The organism is Brevibacterium sp. CFH 10365 (assembly GCF_009299785.1).
Classification (GTDB): Bacteria; Actinomycetota; Actinomycetes; order Actinomycetales; family Brevibacteriaceae; genus Brevibacterium; species Brevibacterium limosum.
The window spans coordinates 447,143-468,461 of the sequence record NZ_VIGO01000002.1 but is presented as its reverse complement, the minus strand read 5'-3'; the positions used below and the strand labels follow the sequence as shown (position 1 = coordinate 468,461).

Below are 21,319 nucleotides of genomic sequence, written 5' to 3'. Positions count from 1 at the left end.
TCTCGTTCAAGCGTCGGCCCGTCTACCCGTACTCTCCTCGCCCGTTCACGTCGGCCCCCGTTCGTCCATAGGTCTACGGCACTACATCGGCGCTGACGCTTGACCGGTGACGGGATTCGGCATCTCCGGTACACACACCTGACAGCAGATTCGGTGTCGCCGGCGGATGTTCGAGCCGGAGCCTAGACCCGCGGTGAGGACCACGTAGAGAATCGTGTGGCCTGTGACGTTCAGTCGCCGGTTGTCCACAGGGCTATTTCTCACTCTGGCCCCCTCGGTGCCGGTCGGTCATGCTTGATGGCATGTACGGATGTGTGTCGACGGCCGAGCTGCTCGCGGCAGGATGGGACTGTCACCGAATCAAAGCGGCCGAACGATGTTGTCTGCGACGTCTGGAACGAGGGAGGTACGTTGTCACAGCGGAGTGCGCGGACCCGGACCACGGTTTCGTCAATGCGATCGCGGTGGCCCCCACCACCACGCTGCCGAAGGAGACGACAGGCTTGCGCAAGCGGACGGAGGACTTGAGAATCCTCGTCAGATCGTATGTCGATCGGCTGCCGCCGGATGCGGTGTTCTCTCACCGCAGCGCACTGATCGTTCATGGCTTGTCGATACCGTTTGTCGACTCAGACGATGTGTTTGCCGAATCGGTGAGTCCGCGCAGCGGTGTGCGTCTTGCGAAGATGCTGGTGCGACGACGCTCCCACGATCGCAGTGCCCGAGAGATCGTCAACGGGGCCCCGGTCACGACGGTTCTGCAGACGTTGCTCGACGTCGCTCGGGACAGCACGCTCGCGTTCTCCGTTGCAGTGCTGGATTCGGCTGTGCGCAGTTCCGTCGTGACTATCGAAGAGATCCGGTCCTACTGCGAATCCCATCCGGTGCGCACAGGCGCCCGGAAGATCCGCAGAGCGCTCGACAATGTCGACAGTCGACGGGAGAGCGTGGCAGAGTCGATCTGTGCGGTGCGATTCGTCGAACATTCCATCCCCGATTTCGTACCGCAAGTCGACGTCTGGGATGAACACGGCAAGCACTTGGGCCGGACCGACTTCGCAAATGAGCGTGCCAAGGTCATCGCAGAATTCGACGGAGCGGGCAAATACTATCTCGACGGCGCGAATCCGGAGGAGACGTTCGAACTCGAACGACGTCGGGAGTACTCATTGCGCAATGAGGGGTGGGCAGTCTTCCGCATCAGACGGAGTGACCTGTTCGCTGCAGACGTCTTCCTGCGGATAAAGGAGGCGGTTCGACGACGTGTCGTTGTGAACGACAGGCGTCGCGGCGGGGCGTAATATCTGCCGTCGTTCAAGGTGGGCCGCATATATCGATCGGCAGACCGGCTGATAGACGCTGGGAGGCTTGATCGACGAGAAGAGTGCGTGGGGAGGGCGGACGGATGCGGGGAGGCTTGATCGACGAAGGGAGTGTGTGCCGGGGAGTGAGCAGGTGGCTCACGGCGGGTGGTCAGAAGAGGCGTGACTCCGGGTCGTCCATACCGCGGAGGGCATCGTAGTCGAGGACAACGCAGCGGATGCCGCGGTCTTCCGCGAGCGTACGTGCCTGCGGCTTGATCTCCTGAGCTGCAAAGACTCCCCGGACAGGGCTGAGCAGAGGATCGCGATTCATCAGTTCGAGATAGCGAGTGAGCTGCTCGACACCGTCGATATCGCCACGGCGCTTGATCTCGACCGCCACCGACTTCTGCCCATCGTCGCGAGCCAGGATGTCCACCGGTCCGATCGCCGTCATGTATTCGCGGCGAACCAAACTGTAGCCTTCGCCGAGGGCTTCGATGTGTTCGGCGAGCAGCTCTTGCAGGTGTGCTTCGACACCGTCCTTGACCAGCCCCGGATCGACACCGAACTCATAGGTGTCGTCAGCGAGGACCTCAGCGATTGAGATGACCAAGCGGTCGCCCGTCTTCGTCTGCGAGACTTCCCACAGCTCGGTCAGCCCGGCTTCTGTCTGCTCGGCATCGGGCTCGATGTGCCGAACCGTGCACGGGGGAGTCATCCAGTTCAGCGGCTTGTAGGAACCGCCGTCGGAATGGATGAGAACCGAGCCGTCGGACTTGAGCATGATGAGGCGGGTGGCCATCGGCAGGTGGGCGGTCAGACGACCGGCATAATCAACGGAGCATTGGGCTATGACTAGACGCACGCGCTTCAGCCTACGTGAGACAATGGCTCAATGCCACGATCTTCATCCTCGCGTCGCAAGAACAAATGGCAGCAGGCTCCCCGCGACCTGTCTTCGTCGGTGGCAGGCATGAGGACGAGCCGTACGCTGCCGGACGGAACCTGGTCTGTGCAGACCGTGAAGGGAAACGACTCCGGCAAGGTCTATGTCTGCCCGGGCTGTGGTCGCGACGTCAGCGCAGATGCCAGCCATATCGTGGCGTGGCGTCAGGACGCCCCACACGGAATCGAAATCGGAGTCGAGAGCAGACGACACTGGCATCAGCGCTGCTTCGACCGCTTCAGGTGAGTTCGGACGGTCGGAGGTCCGTCGGCTGAATGTCTTCGGTCGACCGAGCTCCGAGGCCGTCAATGAGGAAGGGACCCGCAGCAGCGGGCCCCTTCCTCATATTCGTCTCAGTCGGTCTCAGCGAAGCGAGTTGCGCGAGCGTGACGTCTTCGAGCTGTTCTTCTTCGAGCCGGAGACCTGAGCGTCGATCGAGATGGTGTCCTCGTCAGTGGCGCCGTTGGGCAGGTCTTCGCCCTTCGTGTCCTCATCATCGTCGGCGGAGTCAGCAGCCGACTCTGCAGCAGTGTTCGAATCAGGAGTCGCCTGCGAATCATCAGTCGACTCGGCGCCGGACTTCGCGGAGCCGTTCTCCTCGGCTCCGGCGCCGTCGCTCTTGGAAGCTCCGGTCGCCTTCGAAGCTCCAGTCGCCTTCGAATCCTCGGACTCGGCGGCCCCGGCCGAATCAGCCTCGGCGTCGGTCGACTTCGCAGTCCCAGTCGACTCCGCGGAATCGTCGTCCTTCGCCGCATCCGATGAGTCATCGTCGGCCAGCAGATCTTCGAGTTCCTGACCGTCGGCGATCTGCTCAGTGGCGTGAGAAGCCGATTCGGCCTTCGCCGGATCCACCGAGTCGCCGCCCATGACTCCGGGCATCGCAAACAGGGAGCGGAGCTGATCGAGCTGAGCGGTGATCGTCTTGCGCTGCTTCGTGAGCAGATCGACCTGCGACTGTGCCGAGGCGACATTGCGCTTTGCTTCCGCCGCGGATTCCTCGATGGTCGCCTCTGCGGTGGCCCGAGCTTCGGCGATGAGCGTCTGGGCGCGAGACTTTCCATCGGCGATGATCTCGTCAGCCTTCTTCACCGCGTCGGTGCGGGTCTGCTCCGCGCGCTCGGCAGCCTCCTTCGCCTCGGTGTCGGCCTTCGCCGCGCGTGCCTGAGCCTCGTCGATGAGCTTCTTGTTCTCAGCCTGAGCCTCTTCGTAGCGCTTCTTGCGTTCGGTTTCGGCTTCTTTGCGCTTGTTCGCGAGTTCGACGTCGAATTCGTTTCCGGCCTTCTTCGACGCCTCATCGCGGGCCTTCGCGGCCTTGAGCAGCTCATCGGCCTGTGCCTGTGCGGCAGCCACGGTCTCCTCGGCCTCGGCCTTGGCTTCTGCGCGCAGATCTGCAGCTTCCTTCTCCGCAGTCGCCCGCAGTTCGGAGAGTTCGAGATCGAGGCTCTCGCGAGCTTCCTTCGCGGAAGCGGCATTCGCTTCCTTGGCCTGATTGGTCTCTCGTTCGGTGGTCGCGCTGAGCTCCGCTGCGCGCTTCTCAGCGGCCTTGATCGTCTCTTCGGCGCGCAGCTCTGCCGAGGATGTGATCGCGTCGGCTTCGGAGCGGGCATTGGACAGGGTGTCATTGCTCTCGGTGTGCATCCGAGCGCGAGCGGAAGCCGCCTCGGCGCGGGCCTTGTTCCGGATCGTCTCAGCATCGGAATTGGCCTGAGCCAGGGTCTCGCGGGCCTGCGATTCGGCGATTTTGAGGAGATGGTCGATGCGGCTGCCGGGAGGACCGGCGGCCTCTGCGTTGTCGTTGGCAGCCTTCTTCAGCTGTGCCTTGGCTTCAGAGAGCTCTCCGGCGATCTGCAGCTTCGCCCGATCTGCATTGATGACCTGACTGCGCGCATCGGCCAACGCCTTGCGAACCGACTCGACCTCGGTGCGCAGCTGCTGCAGACGCGAATCGACTTCACTCTTCTCGTAGCCGCGCATCGCTGTGCGGAATTCTTCGGTGGGCGTCACTGAAGCGAACTCCTGTCATCTTGGAAAGGGGGTGTTCTTAGGCTGTCCTCGTCCTACTCTAACGGAGACTCCATGAGTGTTGGGTGCGAATGCGAGAGTGTGGACGAGGCTCCGCCGGCAGGGCCGAGCGGACCCCGTGATGCAGGCCACATGGGCCTCGACTAGGCTGGTGGATGTCGAAATGCTTACGTGTCGCGGACAGAGTCCGGGCGCGGAAATCCGAGGAGGAAATATGGCTGATGCAGTGATCGTCGCCGGAGCGCGCACACCGTTCGGGCGACTGCAGGGAGAGCTGTCGAAACTCAGCGCCGTCGAGCTCGGCGCCGAAGCCATCGCCGGTGCACTCGATCGCGCCGGAATTCAGGGCTCTGACGTCGACTACGTGATCATGGGCCAGGTTCTGCAGGCCGGAAACAGTCAGGGTCCCGGTCGTCAGGCGGCGGTCAAGGCCGGTATTCCCATGTCCGTTCCGGCTGTGTCGGTGAATAAGCTGTGCCTGTCGGGGATCAATACGATCACCCAGGCCGCTCAGCTGATCCGGGCCGGCGAGTACGACATCGTGGTGGCCGGCGGGCAGGAGTCGATGAGCCAGGCTCCGCACATGCTCACGAAGTCGCGTTCGGGTTACAAGTACGGCGACGTCGTCGTCAAGGACCATATGGACTACGACGGTCTCTGGGACGCATTCACCGATCAGGCCATGGGCGGACTGACCGAAGAGGCCAACGCCGGTGACCGCGAATTCTCCCGCGCCGAGCAGGACGCGTTCTCTGCTCGTTCGCACCAGCGAGCCGCCGCGGCGCAGGAGTCCGGGGCGTTCGAGAACGAAATCGTTCCCGTGACCATCAGCTCGCGTAAGGGCGATGTCACCGTCTCCGTCGATGAGGGAGTGCGGTCGAATACGACCGTCGAGTCCCTGTCCAAGCTGCGCCCCTCCTTCCGCAAAGACGGAACGATCACCGCCGGCAATGCCTCCCAGATCTCCGACGGGGCTTGCGCTGTCGTCGTCATGTCGCGTGAGAAGGCCGAAGAGCTGGGCGCTCCGATCCTCGCCGAAGTCCGGTCCCACGCATGGACCGCTGGGCCCGATTCGACTCTCCAGCACCAGCCGTCACAGGCCATCAGGGCCGCTGCCGAACGCGAAGGCGTCGCAGCCGATTCCTTCGATCTCTACGAGATCAACGAGGCCTTCGCCGCCGTCGGCCTGGCCAGTGCCAAGGACCTCGGCGTCGACGAGGACAAGGTCAACGTCAACGGAGGGGCCGTCGCACTGGGCCACCCGATCGGCGCCTCGGGAGCACGAGTCGTCCTCACCCTTGCCCTCGAACTCCAGCGCCGAGGCGGCGGCACGGGAATCGCCGCCCTCTGCGGCGGCGGCGGGCAGGGCGATTCGCTCATCGTGACAGTGCCTGCTCAGGCCTGAGCAGAGCCGACCGACCCGAGTCAGACAGAAAGAGCGGTGGGGAGCCGATCGGTTCCCCACCGCATCGGAAAGAAGGGATCACCACCATGCTCGCAGCTTTCTCAGTCGCCCCCAGCGGGGGAGAAGGGGCCGATGCTTCGGTCCACGACGCCGTGGCAGCGGCCGTCGAGATCGTCCGCAACTCCGGTCTGCCGCACCGCACGGACTCGATGTTCACGACCATCGAAGGCGAATGGGACGAAGTCTTCGCGGTCATCAGAGACGCCACCGAGGCCGTCGGCCAGTTCGGCACCCGGGTGTCGCTGGTGGTCAAGGCCGATATCAGGCCCGGCTACTCCGGCGAGATCGACGGCAAACTCGAGCGCCTGGAGAAGGCGATCGACGCCCGCGGAGACGACTGAGGCGAATTCTTCTCAAATTTTCAGTGACGTGAGCCGTGTCTGGCGTTAGTCTTTTTCCATCGGATGCGCCGATCGAAGGAGATGGACAATGAATGGTGCAAAGCTCTTCTCAATTGCCACGGCACTCACGCTGGTCGCGTTGCTGGGCTTCATGCTCGCGGGGTTCTTCCCGATCATCGTCGACTTCGCCTTCGGCATCGAAGCTGTGGCTGTCATCCTTGCGATGACGGGAGTGGTCGTCGTGTCCTTTGTGACAGTACGCAAGTCGATGGAGAACGCGGCCCGTCACTACTGAGATGTCCCTGCCGGTATTCCACGGCAGCGAACCGGCCCCGGTTCGAGGCGGCGACTGAGACAGCCAGCCTGAACCGGGGCCGCTTTCTGTTCTCATCCGAGCATCGGTTACGATATTTGAGCCTCCGTAGCTCAGTCGGATAGAGCAACCGCCTTCTAAGCGGTAGGTCGCGGGTTCGAGCCCCGCCGGGGGCGCTTCTCATGTCCGGACGCGCCGTTGAGACGCGAATGCCTGAGCCGTGCTGACCGTGAGCAAATCCGCGCCGATACGGCGTGGCAGTTGGTGCCGAGCTGGGAAAACATAGAGAGTGGAGGCGTGATGACTGAGAGCAAGAGCGCCGTGACGCCGCCGGTCGGCCAAGCGTTGAACGATATCGTCAAGCGAGTCTCGGAGACGCGCTTCACCCTGCGCAGCGAAGACTTCGCCGACGCTCGCACAGCACACTCGACGCTGACCGCAGAACTCAACGACTACCTGCTGCCGCGGATCAACAGTTCACGGACGCCGTTCCTCATCGCTGTGGGCGGATCGACCGGTGCCGGCAAATCGACACTGGTCAACTCGCTCGTGGGCCGGAACGTGAGTCCTGCCGGAGTGCGTCGACCGACGACAGGCAACCCGGTCGTCATCTTCAACCCGGCCGATTCCAAATTCTTCGAATCAGAACACTACCTGCCGGACCTGCCCCGCAGCTCCGATCCGCAGTCGAGCGTGCCCGGAGTCGTTCTCATCGCCGATGAGAACATCGAACCGGGCACGGCCATCCTCGACTGCCCCGATATCGACTCCATCTCAGAGACGAACCGTGCGCTGTCGCACAGGGTGCTGCTCAGCGCAGATCTGTGGCTCTTCGTGACCACGGCGAACCGGTATGCCGATGCCGCTCCCTGGGCGCTGCTGAAGACAGCGGCGGCGCGAAGCACCTCCGTGGCCATCGTCCTCGACCGGGTTCCGCCCGAAGCCAACCGCGAAGTCAGGCATCATCTGTCGAGTCTGCTCTCTGAAGCGGGACTGGCGAACTCACCGATCTTCTCCGTCGCCGAGCTCGAACTCGAGGACGGACTGCTCCCGCATTCGGCGATCTATCCGATACGCTCATGGATCTCCCAGGTCGGCACAGAGGGAACCTCCCTCGAACGCATCCGCAACCGCACGCTCACCGGCGCCGTCGCGGCCCTGCCGCTGCGGGTCCGCGAACTCGCGGACTTCGCCGAGACTCAGGAACAGGCGCACTCCGCTCTGGCCGGTTCGTTGGAGAAGAGCTTCCGATCCGCGCAGTCGGGACTCGTCGAGGTGTTCTCTGACGGTCGCGTCCTGCACGGGGAGGTCAATGCCCGCTGGCAGGACTTCGTGGGCACCGGGCAGCTGTTCCGCGGACTGGAGCCGACCATGGCCCGAATGCGCGATCGCATCTCGGCGGCGGTCACCGGCAAACATGATGCGGCCACTCCTCTGCACGTGGCGATTCTGCGCAGTGCCGCGGTCTCACTGCGCGAACAGGCCATCGACGTGGTCGATGAGGTCAACGCCGAATGGCGCAATACGGCCGCCGGAGCCGCCCTCATCGAGGACCAGCCTGAACTGCGAACTGTCGGGGCAGGTCTCGAGGACGCGGTGAAGTCGGCCGTGAGCACCTGGTCCGACGAAGTCAATGCGCTCGTGCGCGATATCGGTCAGGGCAAGAAGTCCAAGGCCCGAATCCTCTCCTTCGGTGTCGCCGGCGTCTGCGCAGTCGCCGAATACGCCGCCTTCTGGGATCCGCAGCAAAGCCGCGATGTGGGGCAGGGCAACCGGCAGGGAGCCGGAGTCGCACTCAACCTCGCAGAGACGATCTTCGGAGAGGACGAGGCAGCCGGGCTCATTTCCTCGATCCGCCAGCGCTTCCTCGATGCAGCTGTGGGAATCGTCGCGAGCTGCCGGACCCCTTTCGACAACGCTCTGAGACTATCCGCGGTACCGGCGCGGCAAGCGGGCGCCCTGCGCGCCTCCGGTGAACGACTTGAGGTGGCATTGTGAACAGTTCTGCACAGACCGAGATCCGGAATCTGGCCGAAGGCATCCGACATGCGCTGTCGCTGAGCGATGACAAACTCGCCGGAGACGTCCGCACCGATGCCCAGAATCTGCTCGATCGGGCAGAAGATCGCCTGGGCCTGGGGGAGGACTTCACCGTTGTGGCCTTCGCCGGCTCCACCGGCTCAGGCAAGTCCTCGCTGTTCAACGCGGTGGCCGGTCTCGAGATCGCCCGAGTCGGTGTGCGCCGACCGACGACCTCACGCCCGACCGCCTGTGTCTGGGGAGAGGGCGGAAATGATGTCCTCGACTGGCTGCACGTGCCCGAACGCAGCCGCACCTGGCGCGAATCGGCACTCGACGGTGACGACCAGCGGCGCCTGCACGGGCTGATCCTCCTCGATCTGCCCGACCACGACTCCACGGCAGTCGAACACCGCGTCGAATCCGACCGGCTGGTGGGACTCGTCGACGTCGTCTTCTGGGTCGTCGACCCGCAGAAGTACGCCGACTTCTCCCTCCACTCCGAGTACCTGACCAAACTCGCCGAGAACAGCGCGAACATGGTCGTCGTCCTCAACCAGATCGACAAACTCAGCCCGGAGGAGCAGAAGGCCGCAGCTGACCATCTGCGCCAGCTGCTCAACGAGGACGGGCTGAGCGAGACGAATGTGCGCATCTCCTCGGCAGCGACCCGAGAAGGCATCCCAGAGATCCGCAGCATCCTCGCTGACACCGTCGATTCGAACGACGCCGCCGCCGAAAGGCTGCTGGCCGATATGCAGGCCATGGCCAAACGGATCCGCAAGGAGCTCGGTGAACCGGTCGCCTCACCCGACGAACTGGCTGGCGCGTCCCGACTCGTCGAGACGATGTCGGAAGCGGCCGGTGTCGAAGCCGTGGCACAGACCGTTCACGACGACTACATCCGCCGGGCCTACGGCAAGACCGGGTATCCCGTCCTCGCGTGGGCACAGCGCAATGCGCCCGACCCCTTGGGCGCCAAACACGGTCAGGACCGGGACGAACTCGTCCGTGCCTCGGTGCCGGCGACGACCAGGGCACAGAGCTCGCATGTGCGGCTCATGGCTCACGAACTCATCGCAGAATCCGTGTCGACCATGCCACAGGCCTGGCAGAACGAGGCCGCAGAAGCAGAGAAGAAGAGCACGGACGAACTGTCCGAGAACCTCGACTCGGCCGTCACAGCTGTGGAGATCACCCGACAGGCCCCGAGCTGGTGGTCGTTGGCGCACGCACTGCAGATCATCTTCTTCGTCGCCTCGATCATCGGGGTCCTCGGCCTCATCGCCTCCGCACTCGTCGCCGCGATCGGTTCCGGTGCTCTGCCGACCTGGTGCTGGATCGTCAGCATCGGACTGCTCGTGATCGGCGTCATCGGATCTGCTGTGACCTCGCTGATGGCGAAGTCGGCGCGGACCAGGGGTGCCGAAGAGGCGGCCGCTGAGGTCGACGGAAGGCTGCGAGACGCGGTCGGTCGCGTCGCCCAGAGCTCATACCTCAACCCGGTGAAGACTGTCATCGGGGAGCATCGACAGGCTTATGAGATGCTCGGCTGAGACGCCGGCGCGCACCTTCGACTCAAACACACCGCGCCGGCCACTGAGGCTGTGATGCCCTGTGGAGGCAGAACCTCTGTCCACAGGGCATTTCGCATGCCTCGACACCGGACCGCAGCATCGGGCTGACTGGAGGTCCATGCGGACGCAGACGACCGTATGGTTTCATCGCACCGATTTGGAGACTCCGATGTCCGCAATCCCGATCACCGTCACCGGCACAATCGCCACAGACCCCACCGCGCGCACGCTGCCGTCCGGGCGCGCCTGCGCCTCGTTCCGGCTCGCCGTGAACCATTGGCGAGTCGACAAGAACACCGGGGAGTTCGTCACCGACGGCACCTCATGGTTCGGCATCGACTGCTATGGCGAACTGGCCAGCAATTCCGCAATGTCGCTGAGCACCGGAGCCGCGGTGATCGTGACGGGCAACCTGAGGAACCGGGAATGGGCCACTGAAGAGCGAAGCGGAATCTCGCCGACGGTGGTCGCCGAGCATATCGGCCCCGATCTGAGATACGGCACCGCACACTACCGGCGAGCGAAAGCATCCGAACGCTCACAGTCCACTGCCGGACAGGCGGACACGGAGTCCTCCGGAACGAATGATGGGGTCTGGGACACTTTGGGCCCTGCCGAAACGCCTGCCGCGGTGCCCGGCGGCGGGCACGGCGATGTCGCCAGTGCGACTGGAACAGGCAGCTTCGCCCAGAAGGATTCGGATGATGATGGCCGCGCCGGTTCCGAGGGCGGCGCCGATGCCGACACCAGCGTCTCCTCCGAAAGCAGCACCGGCGCCGACAGGGCCGCGGGAGGCGAAGACGATCCGATCGCACGCGAGACCGCGAACGCGGCAGCACCGTTCTGATCATCGCCTGGATTCCTCGCTTCGAGCTCGTCTCGATGCCGCGCTCGGCACAACTGATCCGCTAGAGTGAGACTGTCAATCGTCCCCTCTCGCCGAGGTTGTAGATGCGTCTCGTTCCTGTGCTGGGTGCCGCAGCACTGACACTGGCTTTGTCGGGCTGTTCACTTCTGGGCTTCGGCTCCGATGATCCGCAGCCCCAGCCGAAGCAGACACAGGCGAAGCCCGTCGCTGAAGTCGACAAGGTGCTCAAGGCGCTCAAACCGCTGACGGGAGACAAGGAATCGGTGCCGTCGACGAAGAAGTTCTTCACCACGATGCTCGACGCCGGATACGAGCCCGAGCAGCTCGAGGCCACGATCGACGAATCGCCGCTGGGCAACGAGGTTCCCTCGAAGATGTTCGGAGTCAAGACCGACAAAGGCTGCGTCGTCGGAGAGATCCGGGCGGGCAAAGCCAGTGCCGACCTCGTCCAGCCCACGGAGTCGACGGGTTCCTGCCTGTTCGGCGAGGTCGAACGGCCGAAGGGCGTCAAGGCGCCGAAGGGTGAGAAGCGCGACGAAGACGGCGATTCCAACGGTGCCGGTCATCTGCCGGGCGAGGACATCAACGGCAAAGACGGCGAGACCGAGAGCCCCGCGCCGAGCGGAGACGACGCCGAATCATCAAGCACCGGGGGACCCGAAGGGACCTCGGGCTCTGAAGGCACCGACGGCTCTGAAGGCACTGACGGCTCTGACACCGAAGGCACGTCAGGGGACGGCGGATCGGGAGAGACCTCGAACGAAGGCGACACCTCAGGAGAGGCCCCGTCACTCGGCGGAGGCTGAGCGTTCCTCGGCGGAGGCTGTGCAACCTCGGTGGAAGTTCGACATCCCCGGTGGGGCCAGAGCGTCAAGTAGCGCTGGAGGGCGCCGAACCGATAGCCTGAGTCCACTATGGCCGAATTCATCTACACCATGCACAAGGCGCGCAAAGCGCACGGTGACAAAGTCATCCTCGACGATGTATCGATGTCGTTCTATCCGGGAGCGAAGATCGGTATGGTCGGCCCCAACGGCGCCGGCAAATCAACGATTCTGAAGATCATGGCGGGACTCGAGCAGCCGTCCAACGGTGAAGCTCGACTCAGCCCCGGATACTCGGTGGGCATCCTCATGCAGGAACCGCCACTGAACGAAGAGAAGACCGTGCTCGGCAACGTCGAAGAAGGCGTCGGCGAGATCAAGGCTAAGGTCGACCGCTTCAACGCCATCTCCGAGGAGATGGCCGACCCCGACGCGGACTTCGACGCCCTCATGGAAGAGATGGGCAAACTGCAGGAAGCCATCGACGCCGCCGACGCCTGGGATCTCGACTCCCAGCTCGAGCAGGCGATGGACGCACTGCGCTGTCCGCCGCCGGACGCGGACGTCTCCGTGCTCTCCGGCGGTGAACGCCGCCGTGTGGCACTGTGCAAGCTGCTGCTTGAGAAGCCCGACCTGCTGCTCCTCGATGAGCCGACCAACCACCTCGATGCAGAATCGGTGCTGTGGCTCGAGCAGCACCTGAAGACCTACCCCGGCGCAGTCATCGCGATTACGCACGACAGGTACTTCCTCGATCACGTGGCCGAATGGATCGCCGAAGTCGACCGCGGTCACCTCTACCCCTATGAGGGCAACTACTCGACATACCTCGAGAAGAAGCGCGAACGCCTGCAGGTGCAGGGCAAGAAGGACGCGAAGCTCGCCAAGCGCCTCAAGGACGAACTCGACTGGGTGCGTTCGAACCCGAAGGCGAAGCAGACGAAGTCGAAGGCTCGTCTGGCCCGCTATGAGGAGATGGCCGCCGAAGCGGAGAAGACTCGGAAGCTCGACTTCGAAGAGATCCAGATCCCGGCCGGACCGCGTCTGGGCGACATCGTCATCGAAGCGGACAACCTGCAGAAGGGATTCGACGATCGCCTGCTCATCGATGGTCTGAGCTTCTCGCTGCCGCGCAACGGCATCGTCGGCGTCATCGGCCCCAACGGCGTCGGAAAGTCGACGCTGTTCAAGACCATCGTCGGCCTCGAAGAACTCGACGGCGGCGAGCTCAAGGTCGGCGACACCGTGAAGATCTCCTACGTCGACCAGTCGCGTGGAGGCATCGATCCGGACAAGACGCTGTGGGAGGTCGTGTCCGACGGACTCGACTTCATCCAGGTCGGTTCGGTCGAGATGCCGTCGCGCGCCTATGTCTCCGCGTTCGGATTCAAGGGCCCCGACCAGCAGAAGAAAGCCGGAATCCTCTCCGGCGGCGAACGCAACCGACTCAACCTCGCCCTCACGCTCAAACAGGGCGGAAACCTCCTCCTGCTCGATGAGCCGACGAACGACCTCGACGTCGAGACCCTGGGCTCCCTGGAGAACGCTCTCCTCGAGTTCCCCGGCTGCGCCGTGGTCGTCTCGCACGATCGCTGGTTCCTCGACCGTGTGGCCACCCACATCCTCGCTTGGGAGGGCACCGAGGAGAACCCGGCGAGCTGGTACTGGTTCGAAGGCAACTTCGAAGCCTACGAGAAGAACAAGGTCGAACGCCTCGGCGAAGATGCGGCCCGTCCGCATCGAGTCACGCACCGCCGTCTCACCCGCGACTGATCTTCGTCCGGTCTGAGCCGATTCGGTTCCGACTCTTCGCTCCAGACAGTGATGCCCCGGTCAGATCGACCGGGGCATCACTGCGTCTGTGCTGATTCGATTCTTCGGAGTCGGTCAGTAGCTGCAGGCGCCTTCGCCTGCGCAATTGAGTTCGCCTGCGCCGCACCCCAGGTGCGACAGGAGTCAGTCTCCTGAGCGGCTGTTGTGACCGCCGAGGGTCGCGATCCCTCTGAACAGGAGTCGGAGGAGGAACGTGCCGATGATTCCGCACACGACGGCAAGCAGCCCGCAGACCGCGACATGCAGATCGGTGCGTCCCATGAATGCGACGAGGGCGAGGAGCCCGATGACGAGGAACAGCGCCACGTTCACCAGCCGACTGAGGATACTGCCGATGATATCCATCATCGTCGGATCCTTACGCGTCACTGGCCCTCCTTGACCCGGACCATGCCTTCCTGGGCCACGGTCGCCAGCAGGGTCCCGTCCTGAGCGAAGATGCGTCCATAGCCGAGTCCGCGTCCGCCCTGCGCGGCAGGGGACTCCTGCACATAGAGCATCCAGTCGTCGACTCGCACCCGGTGGTGCCACCACATGGCGTGGTCGAGGCTCGCCACCCGCAGCCCTGGCGTGCGCCACGTCAGTTCGTGGTGACGCAGAACCGGCTCGAGCAGATTGAAATCGCTGGCATAGGCCAGCGCAGCGGCATTGAGCACCGGATCGTCTCCGAAGGCAGCACTGGCCCTGAACCAGGAATGCTGCTCGGTGACCGAAGGATCGGAGATGCCGGACGTGTGCAGAGACGGCTCGACAGGACGGACTTCGAAAGGACGCTTCCTCAGCCAATCGCTGACGAGCGGAGAATCCTCGTCGCCGATGTAGTCGAGCAGCTCCGGGCAGTCCTCGGGAGCCGGCAGATCTGTCGGCATCTGTTCGGCGTGGCTGAGTCCGGGCTGGTCGTCCTGGAAGGAAGCGCTCAACGACAGGATCGGCGCTCCCTTCTGATACGCATGCACTCGGCGCGCCGAGAACGAACGACCATCCCGCAGCCGCTCGACTCCGAATTCGATGGGTTCGCTGACATCGCCGGCGCGAAGGAAGTACCCATGAAGGGAATGGATCAGCCGGTCGCTGGGAAGCGTTGCCGCAGCCGCAACGACACACTGCGCGAGCACCTGCCCGCCGAAGACCCGACCGTCCGGTTTGTACTGGCTGTGCCCGATGAAGAAGTCCGTTTCGCTGGAAGCCGCGGTGAATTCGAGCTTGCGCAGATCGAGGATCTCGTGCAACCGTGCTACGTTCGCCTCCGCTTCGGTGGATGCTTCGTCGGTCATGGGTTTCTCCCTCGGATGACTGTGCCAATGATGCGTACGAGTCACGATCCTATCGCGTGCGGCATCGGCAAGATGAAGGTGGCATGATGGGAAACATGCATTCAGGCGCCACCAACCCCCTTCTCGAAGAATTCACCCGTGTGCTGCTGGAACTGAGATGGGGTGATATGGACGCGTACGGCCACGTCAACAACGTCACCCAGCTCAAACTTCTGGAAGAAGCGCGCGTCCGTGCCCTCGGCTCTCCCACACACAGCTCGGATGCACCGACCACTCCCGGAGCGCACGGGGTGACCGAAACGGTCAGCGGGGTGGAGATTCCGACGATCTTCGCCGCCGCATCGGCGTCGACCGAGCTGCTCGTGGCCTCCCATGCGATCGAATACCGTGCCCCGATTCCCTATCGCACCGGACCCATCGCCGTCGATCTCGTCATCAGCGAGGTCAGACCCGCCTCGGTGACGGTGGGCTATGTCGTCTGCGAACCGGACGGATCGCGCACATACACGGTCGCCGAGACCGTCATCGTCTTCATCGACATCGACACCGGCCGACCACGCCGGCTGACCGAAGCCGAGACCGAAGCGATGGAATCGGTGCTCGGCACGCCCGTGCCGCTGCGGAGGGCCCGGCGATGACCGTTCTGCACATCAACGACCCGCTGGCGATGAGGGACCTCTCTGCCTTCACCTCGCTGGCCCACCGCGTGGATTCCGACGGGGCGATGCGGCTGCAGGTCGCCTCGGACGTCCTCGCCGCGACCGTTGCCCCGCTGTTCCCGCACGGCCTGGGCGATTCGACGCCGCTGGTCTTGGCGATGCGGACGCTGCGTCTGGACGATCACGAGCTCGATGGCTTCGACGAGGCGGTGCCGCTGTCGAACCTCCTCGATCGCTTCGCCCGAGATGAGAACGGCACAAGCCTGCCCGTGCCTCCGAACTCCGTGCTCGTATCGTGGACCGGGATCGCGCCGCCGCGCGGAGGCTGGCAGGAACACGACACCATCTCAGTGGGGCGACTCCACGAAGCAGCGGCGGCGGGAATCGCTGAGATCAGCTCCGGCGCCCCCGACGGGTCCGGAAGTCATGCGGTCAAGGCCCTGCGCTCCCGAGTCTGGTCACGGGAGATGCCGGGGGAGCAGGGGGCCGTCATGCCCGGAGGACTCGCATTCGGTGCCACCGCTCTGCGCTTCGTCCCGCCTGCCGGCCACGATGATGACCGGCAGCTGCGCATCATGGAGTCCGCGGGCTGGCTGCGTCTCATCACACCGGGCGGTCATCTGCTCACACGCGCCCGCGGCTGAGCGCAGCGGGACCGGAGCCGAACAGCACAGCCGAAGAGCCTACAGCTGTCGAACCAGTGAACCCTTCAGACGCAGAGTGCGGCCGCATTCGCCGAGGAATGCGGCCGCAGGCTCTGCTGCAGTCAGCGGATCGTCATCAGCGGATGTTCGGATTCGTGTTCACCATGGCGGTCGCCGCCCGTTGGAAGTAGTCCCAGAACATCTCGTCGTACAGCGGCGGCAGACTCACATCGTCGAGAGCCGCACGCATGCAGCGCAGCCAGCGATCCCGGGCATCGAAATCGATCGGATAGTCGAAATGCCGCATCCGCAGTCGCGGATGCCCCCGCTGCTCCTGATATGTCGACGGACCCCCGAAATACTGTTCGAGGAACATCTGCAGACGGTGCTTCGCTCCCTCCAGCTCATGACCGTCCGGATACATCGCGATGAGCTGAGCATCCGCATCGACATGCTGATAGAACACATCGACGAGGCGGGTGAACGTGTCATGTCCGCCGACGGCGTCGAAGATGGAGCCGTCAGTCGTCTGCGTCATCGTTCGTTCCTTCACTGGGGGAGTCTTCCTGGACGGTACCGCGGATCTCATCGCCGCTGGGCAGCGGCGAGGGCTTCTCGTCGGCGGCAGTCTTGTGCGAGCGTGTGGTCGGTGCGGCGCCGACGGCTGACTTCTCACGCGGCGCCGACGAGCCTGCTGTGGTCTCGGTCGATTCGGCATCGGTCGACGACAGGGTGCGCAGGACCGTCTCCTGCATCATTCCGATCTGTCCGCCGCGCTTGGCCATCTCTGTCATGAGCTCCGCTCGGAAGGCGCGCTCGACCATCCATTGCAGGTTCGGCTTGGTCTTGACCATCGTGCGGATGACTCGGTGTGAGCCCGACAGCGACTGGACACCGGCGATCTCCGGAGCCTCGATCATCGCCTTGGCGATCTCGGGATCCTTCCGCAGCGTGCGGGTGATCTCCTCGGTCATCTCACGATACTCGTCCATCGAGGTCCGGTAGTCGATGGGAATGTCGAGGACTGCTCGGGCCCAGCCCTGGGAGAGGTTGCCCACACGCAGGATCTCGCCGTTGCGCACATGCCAGAGGGTGCCGGTGAGGTCTCGGACCTGAGTGCGACGCAGTCCGACGTCCTCGACCTCGCCGACAGCCTCGCCGAGGTCGACGGTGTCACCGATGCCGTACTGGTCTTCGATGACGATGAAGAATCCCGACAGGTAGTCGCGGACGAGCTCCTGAGCACCGAAGGCGATCGCAACACCGGCGATACCGGCCGAAGCGAGGATCGGCGCGATATTGAAGCTGAGCGCATCGAGGATCATCAGCGTGGCGATCACACTGATGAGGATCGTCGTCACCGACGAGAGCATCCGTCCGACGGTCTTGGCTCGCTGTGCGCGTCGTTCCTTGATCGTCTGCTGATCGATCCCGGTCCGCTGCGCTTCCATCGCAGTGGCGGAGAATTTAGCGAAACCGGCCCCGTCGGCCTTCTCGCTGCCGACCGTGCCCTTGGCCACAGCCGTCGTGAAACGGCGGATGAAGAGGCGGACGATGAGATTGACGATGATCGCCCCGACGATGATGACGGTGATCCGCAGCGGGGCACCGAGGAGGAAGGACCAGTCGAAGTCGCTTGCAGCTTGAACAGTGGATTCCATTGCGTCAGAAGTCATGATGCCTCCGAGACTAACGGGTGAGGTTCAATGATCCCTTGGAAGCGCTGGACACCTGCTGAACCCGCAGGGCTCTTTCGGCGTCCGCGAGATTCTCCCGCATCAGCCGCACCAGGCCCTTCGGCGCCGAGGGATGCTCATCGAGCCACTGCGAAGTGGCCTCGACTGTGGCAGAACTCACCGGCGGGTACAGCCGCAGAGTCATCGTCTGCGCCATCTCCAGGGTGCGGGTCTCCCACCATCCGGCCACTCGTGCGAAGTACTCGTCGGCGAAGGACGTCAGCGGTGCTTCGGCGGCGATGATCTCCCCGGCGGCGGTCTGCAGACCGGTTCCGAAGCCCAGCGCGAGTGCCCCAAGCTCGGAGTTCGGCAGGTCCGCATCGTCGACGATGCGGGTGAAGGTCTGCGACTTCGACGCCGAGGTGGGCCTGGAGGCACGTGCGGTCGCGGCGTGGCGGACGCCGGTGGCGCTGGGGTCCTTCCGGCTCATCTCCGCCACTGTCGAATCGTCGACGGCGTCGTTCGAGCACAGTCCGATGATGATCTCCCACGTCAGGTCCGTGTCCAGCGCGATCCCACAGACGCGTTCCGTCTCGGGACGCAGCCAGGACCTCAGCCGATCCAGCTGTGCGGTCGTGGTCGCGTGACGGATGAATCCGCGCACGAATTGGAAGGCCTGATCCGTACCTTCCTCGATGGTCTCGAGGAGTTCGATGAAACGATCGGCCACCTCGGCGTGCATCGTCTCCCGCTCCTGCGGGGGCAGGTAGGAGGTGACCGCGGTGTCGAGCTGACGCATCTGCGTAAGCAGTCCGGAGGAATGCGTGATGGCGTTGAGGTGGGTGAGCACCGTGTCGATGTAGTCGTGGACGGGGCGTTCACCGTCACGGACCTCATCCCACAGTGTGGCCAGGACGAGCAGCTGGGTGAGTGAATCGTCGAAGTCGCCGAGTCTGTGCGCCGCCGTGTCCATGCTGCGAGCGTCGAAGCGGACCTTCGCATAGCTGAGGTCCGCGTCGTTGACGACGATGACATCGGGCAGGGACAGACCCTGGGCCTCGGTGACCTCGGCGGATTCTCCGTCGAGGTCGAGGGGGAACGAATGGGTGCGTTCCAGACGTCCCTGCCCGTTGTCCGAGTAGAAGCCGACGGCCAGCCGGTGAGGGCGCAGCGACGGGGTGGGCTGTCCCGGAATCGACCAGGGCTTCTGGGTCACCTGCAGGTTCGAGATCGTCTGCTCGGTCGTCTCCGAATCCGCCGTGACCCCTTCGGCGGCTTCGGTGGTCACGGCGGCTTCGAGGAGGTTGACTCCGGACTCTTCGAGCCACAGCTTCGACCAGCTCTCCAGGTCCCGTCCCGAGGTGGCCTCGAGTTCGGTGAGGAGATCGGAGAGTTCGGTGTTCGACCACGCATGTTTGTCGAAGTAGTTCTTGAGACCGCAGAAGAATTCGTCACGACCGACCCAGGCGACGAGCTGTTTGAGCACCGAGGCGCCCTTGGCGTAGGTGATTCCGTCGAAGTTGACCTCGACATCGGCGAGGTCCTGGATCGGGGCGACGATCGGATGCGTGCTCGGCAGCTGATCCTGGCGGTAGGCCCAGGACTTCTCGATCGTGGCGAAGGTCGTCCACGCATCGGCGAACTCGGTGGCCTCGGCTGTGGCGAGGGTCGACATGAACTCGGCGAAGGACTCGTTGAGCCACAGATCGTTCCACCAGCGCATGGTCACGAGATCGCCGAACCACATATGAGCCAGTTCGTGGAGGATCGTCACCGTCCGGCGTTCGACCAGAGCCTCGGTGGGACGGGAGCGGAACACATAGTTCTCGAGGATCGTCACGGCTCCGGCGTTCTCCATCGCCCCGGCATTGAATTCGGGGACGAAGAGCTGATCGTACTTCTCGAACGGGTAGGCGACATCGAATTCGCGCTCGAAGAACTCGAAACCGGCCTTCGTGATCCGAAACAGCTTCTCCGCATCGAGGTGCTCGAGCAGCGAGGCCCGGCAGTACAGGCCCAGAGGCACGATCGATCCGTCGGAGGACGTCAGCTGCGAATGCACGGACTCATAGGGACCGGCGATGATCGCGGTGATATAGGACGAGATCGGCGTGGTGGGGGCGAACTGCCACACTGCCATGCCCGCGACCGGAGTCTCCTCGAGTTCGGCGAAGGTCTCCTTCGGATCGCTCGGCGTCGGAGTGGGAGAGTTCGAGACGACGGTCCACTTCTCCGGGGCGACGACGGTGAAGGAGTACGGAGACTTGATATCGGGCTGTTCGAAGACGGGGAAGACACGGCGGGCGTCGGGGACCTCGAACTGGGAGTAGAGGTAGACCTCGTCATCGATCGGGTCGACGAAACGGTGCAGGCCCTCTCCGGTGTTCATATAGGAGAAATGGGCGTCGACGATGAGTTCGTTCTCAGCGGCGAGACCGGGCAGGGTGATGCGGGCCGGTGCGACCACCTCGGCGAGGTCGAGGTCGGTGCCGTTGAGGCGGACGCGTTCGACACTGGCGGTGATGGCGTCGATGAACGTCATCGAATCCGGTGCTGCAGTGAAGCGGATACGCGAACGGACGCGGAAACTCTCACCCTCTCCCGTGAGTATCAGGGTGTGCTCGTAGCTCGAGACGTCCACGAGGGCGGAACGTTCGCGTGCTTCGTCGCGGGTGAGGTTGTGTTGCGGCACAGTGAGGTGACCTTCGCTTCGGGAACCGGGTGTACTCGGTCATTCTTTCATGGACATGCGCGACTGGTGCGATATCGGCGGCACTGATCGCGATTCGACCGCTGTCCCCGCATTCGACGGGTCTTGGTAGATTGAGCACCGACACGATGGGTGCCCGGTACGGGGCCCGCAAGCGAACGGAAGAGGAGAGACAGTGAGCAGAGAAACACTCGACCTGTGGTTCGATACGGCCTGCCCATGGGCATGGATGACCTCACGCTGGGGACTCGAAGTGGCGAAGGTCCGAGACGTCGACGTGAAGTTCCGCCCGATGAGCCTGAACTTCCTCAATCGCGACAAGGACATTCCGGAGGACTACCGGGCACTGATGAACCGGGCTCTGGCCCCCATGCGGATCGTCACCGCCGCGATCGCCGAACACGGTGACGAGATCGCCGAACCGCTCTACACGGCGATCGGCACGCGCATCCACCCTGGTGGGGAGGAGGACTTCGACAAGGCTGTGTCCGAGGCACTGGACGAGCTCGAGCTGCCCGCCGAGCTCATGAAGTACGGCGAGACCGAGGACTATGACGCACAGCTCCGGGCCTCCCACGACGAAGCACTGGCACTGGTCGGCGATGACGTCGGCACCCCGATCTGCCGAGTTGCGGGAACCGCGTTCTTCGGCCCCGTCGTCACCCCCGCTCCGAAGGGGGAGGACGCGGGACGACTCTTCGACGGAGTCCTCGCCGTCGCCTCGACGCCGGGATTCTTCGAACTCAAGCGCACCCGCGATCAGGACCCGAACTTCGACTGAGACCGGCCCCTCACCGCTACGTACGGCAAACAGCATCAGAACGATCCGATGATGATCAGCGAA

20 protein-coding genes and 1 tRNA gene are annotated in these 21,319 nt (G+C 63.9%); 14 read left to right on the top strand and 7 right to left on the bottom strand.

Annotated features, from left to right (window positions below; genetic code table 11):
* Window positions 1-608: 608 nt before the first annotated feature.
* Window positions 609-1,301: a hypothetical protein gene (locus FHG09_RS05600; protein ID WP_152346687.1), complete on the top strand. Its 693-nt coding sequence runs from the start codon at window positions 609-611 to the stop codon at window positions 1,299-1,301.
* A gap of 172 nt (window positions 1,302-1,473) precedes the next feature.
* Here the strand turns inward: FHG09_RS05600 and nucS are convergent, their stop codons facing one another.
* On the bottom strand, window positions 1,474-2,169 hold the full coding sequence (gene nucS / locus FHG09_RS05595) for an endonuclease NucS (RefSeq protein WP_152346686.1): 696 nt from the start codon (window positions 2,167-2,169) through the stop codon (window positions 1,474-1,476).
* 30 nt (window positions 2,170-2,199) lie between these two features.
* On the opposite strand from nucS, the gene FHG09_RS05590 reads away from it, so the two are divergent.
* On the top strand, window positions 2,200-2,496 hold the full coding sequence (locus FHG09_RS05590) for a hypothetical protein (RefSeq protein ID WP_227492560.1): 297 nt from the start codon (window positions 2,200-2,202) through the stop codon (window positions 2,494-2,496).
* A gap of 117 nt (window positions 2,497-2,613) precedes the next feature.
* Here FHG09_RS05590 and FHG09_RS05585 read toward each other — a convergent pair whose 3' ends face one another.
* Window positions 2,614-4,254: a cell division protein gene (locus tag FHG09_RS05585; RefSeq protein WP_152346685.1), complete on the bottom strand. Its 1,641-nt coding sequence runs from the start codon at window positions 4,252-4,254 to the stop codon at window positions 2,614-2,616.
* Window positions 4,255-4,486: 232 nt separating this feature from the next.
* On the opposite strand from FHG09_RS05585, the gene FHG09_RS05580 reads away from it, so the two are divergent.
* From FHG09_RS05580 to ettA, 9 genes are all read left to right on the top strand, one after another.
* The gene (locus FHG09_RS05580) at window positions 4,487-5,677 is read left to right on the top strand and encodes an acetyl-CoA C-acetyltransferase (RefSeq protein ID WP_152346684.1); all 1,191 of its coding nucleotides are present in this window, start codon (window positions 4,487-4,489) and stop codon (window positions 5,675-5,677) included.
* An 86-nt stretch (window positions 5,678-5,763) separates the two neighbouring features.
* Window positions 5,764-6,078, top strand: a complete 315-nt coding sequence (locus FHG09_RS05575; protein ID WP_152346683.1) for an MTH1187 family thiamine-binding protein — start codon at window positions 5,764-5,766, stop codon at window positions 6,076-6,078.
* 88 nt (window positions 6,079-6,166) lie between these two features.
* The gene (locus FHG09_RS05570; RefSeq protein ID WP_152346682.1) at window positions 6,167-6,373 is read left to right on the top strand and encodes a hypothetical protein; all 207 of its coding nucleotides are present in this window, start codon (window positions 6,167-6,169) and stop codon (window positions 6,371-6,373) included.
* Window positions 6,374-6,493: 120 nt separating this feature from the next.
* Window positions 6,494-6,567, top strand: a tRNA-Arg gene (locus FHG09_RS05565).
* A 124-nt stretch (window positions 6,568-6,691) separates the two neighbouring features.
* The gene (locus FHG09_RS05560) at window positions 6,692-8,389 is read left to right on the top strand and encodes a dynamin family protein (protein WP_152346681.1); all 1,698 of its coding nucleotides are present in this window, start codon (window positions 6,692-6,694) and stop codon (window positions 8,387-8,389) included.
* Complete coding sequence (locus FHG09_RS05555) at window positions 8,386-9,966, top strand: GTPase (protein ID WP_152346680.1); 1,581 nt, start codon at window positions 8,386-8,388, stop codon at window positions 9,964-9,966. The genes FHG09_RS05560 and FHG09_RS05555 overlap by 4 nt, the downstream gene beginning before the upstream one ends.
* 190 nt (window positions 9,967-10,156) lie before the next feature.
* On the top strand, window positions 10,157-10,834 hold the full coding sequence (locus FHG09_RS05550) for a single-stranded DNA-binding protein (protein ID WP_193627288.1): 678 nt from the start codon (window positions 10,157-10,159) through the stop codon (window positions 10,832-10,834).
* A 104-nt stretch (window positions 10,835-10,938) separates the two neighbouring features.
* Complete coding sequence (locus tag FHG09_RS05545) at window positions 10,939-11,661, top strand: DUF6993 domain-containing protein (protein WP_152346678.1); 723 nt, start codon at window positions 10,939-10,941, stop codon at window positions 11,659-11,661.
* 108 nt (window positions 11,662-11,769) lie between these two features.
* The gene (gene ettA / locus FHG09_RS05540) at window positions 11,770-13,452 is read left to right on the top strand and encodes an energy-dependent translational throttle protein EttA (RefSeq protein ID WP_152346677.1); all 1,683 of its coding nucleotides are present in this window, start codon (window positions 11,770-11,772) and stop codon (window positions 13,450-13,452) included.
* A 183-nt stretch (window positions 13,453-13,635) separates the two neighbouring features.
* Here the strand turns inward: ettA and FHG09_RS05535 are convergent, their stop codons facing one another.
* Both FHG09_RS05535 and FHG09_RS05530 read right to left on the bottom strand, forming a co-directional pair.
* Complete coding sequence (locus tag FHG09_RS05535; protein WP_227492559.1) at window positions 13,636-13,881, bottom strand: hypothetical protein; 246 nt, start codon at window positions 13,879-13,881, stop codon at window positions 13,636-13,638.
* The gene (locus FHG09_RS05530) at window positions 13,878-14,786 is read right to left on the bottom strand and encodes an acyl-CoA thioesterase (RefSeq protein ID WP_152346676.1); all 909 of its coding nucleotides are present in this window, start codon (window positions 14,784-14,786) and stop codon (window positions 13,878-13,880) included. Before FHG09_RS05530 ends, FHG09_RS05535 begins: the two co-directional genes overlap by 4 nt.
* Window positions 14,787-14,869: 83 nt before the next feature.
* On the opposite strand from FHG09_RS05530, the gene FHG09_RS05525 reads away from it, so the two are divergent.
* A complete protein-coding gene (locus FHG09_RS05525) occupies window positions 14,870-15,424 on the top strand; it encodes an acyl-CoA thioesterase (RefSeq protein WP_227492558.1) in 555 nt (184 codons plus the stop codon).
* Entirely contained in the window at window positions 15,421-16,089 is a 669-nt protein-coding gene (locus FHG09_RS05520) for a hypothetical protein (protein ID WP_152346675.1), read from the top strand. The genes FHG09_RS05525 and FHG09_RS05520 overlap by 4 nt, the downstream gene beginning before the upstream one ends.
* A 136-nt stretch (window positions 16,090-16,225) precedes the next feature.
* On the opposite strand, the gene FHG09_RS05515 is transcribed toward FHG09_RS05520, so the two are convergent.
* Genes FHG09_RS05515 through pepN form a run of 3 tightly spaced genes read right to left on the bottom strand, consistent with a single transcriptional unit; the run spans window position 16,226 to window position 20,457 of the window.
* Window positions 16,226-16,627, bottom strand: a complete 402-nt coding sequence (locus FHG09_RS05515; RefSeq protein ID WP_152346674.1) for a globin — start codon at window positions 16,625-16,627, stop codon at window positions 16,226-16,228.
* Entirely contained in the window at window positions 16,611-17,765 is a 1,155-nt protein-coding gene (locus tag FHG09_RS05510) for a mechanosensitive ion channel family protein (protein WP_227492557.1), read from the bottom strand. The genes FHG09_RS05515 and FHG09_RS05510 overlap by 17 nt, the downstream gene beginning before the upstream one ends.
* 13 nt (window positions 17,766-17,778) lie before the next feature.
* Entirely contained in the window at window positions 17,779-20,457 is a 2,679-nt protein-coding gene (gene pepN / locus FHG09_RS05505) for an aminopeptidase N (RefSeq protein ID WP_152346673.1), read from the bottom strand.
* Window positions 20,458-20,650: 193 nt separating this feature from the next.
* Here pepN and FHG09_RS05500 point away from each other — a divergent pair, with 193 nt between their 5' ends.
* A complete protein-coding gene (locus FHG09_RS05500) occupies window positions 20,651-21,256 on the top strand; it encodes a disulfide bond formation protein DsbA (protein WP_152346672.1) in 606 nt (201 codons plus the stop codon).
* Window positions 21,257-21,319: the final 63 nt, after the last annotated feature.

What these genes read in the sequence shown, in the direction of transcription:
- FHG09_RS05520 (WP_152346675.1), top strand. Translation starts at nt 15,421, where the DNA reads ATGACCGTTCTGCACATCAACGACCCGCTGGCGATGAGGGACCTCTCT.
- FHG09_RS05550 (WP_193627288.1), top strand. Translation starts at nt 10,157, where the DNA reads ATGTCCGCAATCCCGATCACCGTCACCGGCACAATCGCCACAGACCCC.
- FHG09_RS05510 (WP_227492557.1), bottom strand. Translation starts at nt 17,765, where the DNA reads ATGACTTCTGACGCAATGGAATCCACTGTTCAAGCTGCAAGCGACTTC.
- FHG09_RS05515 (WP_152346674.1), bottom strand. Translation starts at nt 16,627, where the DNA reads ATGACGCAGACGACTGACGGCTCCATCTTCGACGCCGTCGGCGGACAT.
- FHG09_RS05530 (WP_152346676.1), bottom strand. Translation starts at nt 14,786, where the DNA reads ATGACCGACGAAGCATCCACCGAAGCGGAGGCGAACGTAGCACGGTTG.
- FHG09_RS05575 (WP_152346683.1), top strand. Translation starts at nt 5,764, where the DNA reads ATGCTCGCAGCTTTCTCAGTCGCCCCCAGCGGGGGAGAAGGGGCCGAT.
- FHG09_RS05545 (WP_152346678.1), top strand. Translation starts at nt 10,939, where the DNA reads ATGCGTCTCGTTCCTGTGCTGGGTGCCGCAGCACTGACACTGGCTTTG.
- FHG09_RS05560 (WP_152346681.1), top strand. Translation starts at nt 6,692, where the DNA reads ATGACTGAGAGCAAGAGCGCCGTGACGCCGCCGGTCGGCCAAGCGTTG.
- FHG09_RS05570 (WP_152346682.1), top strand. Translation starts at nt 6,167, where the DNA reads ATGAATGGTGCAAAGCTCTTCTCAATTGCCACGGCACTCACGCTGGTC.
- FHG09_RS05590 (WP_227492560.1), top strand. Translation starts at nt 2,200, where the DNA reads ATGCCACGATCTTCATCCTCGCGTCGCAAGAACAAATGGCAGCAGGCT.
- FHG09_RS05525 (WP_227492558.1), top strand. Translation starts at nt 14,870, where the DNA reads ATGATGGGAAACATGCATTCAGGCGCCACCAACCCCCTTCTCGAAGAA.
- FHG09_RS05580 (WP_152346684.1), top strand. Translation starts at nt 4,487, where the DNA reads ATGGCTGATGCAGTGATCGTCGCCGGAGCGCGCACACCGTTCGGGCGA.
- ettA (WP_152346677.1), top strand. Translation starts at nt 11,770, where the DNA reads ATGGCCGAATTCATCTACACCATGCACAAGGCGCGCAAAGCGCACGGT.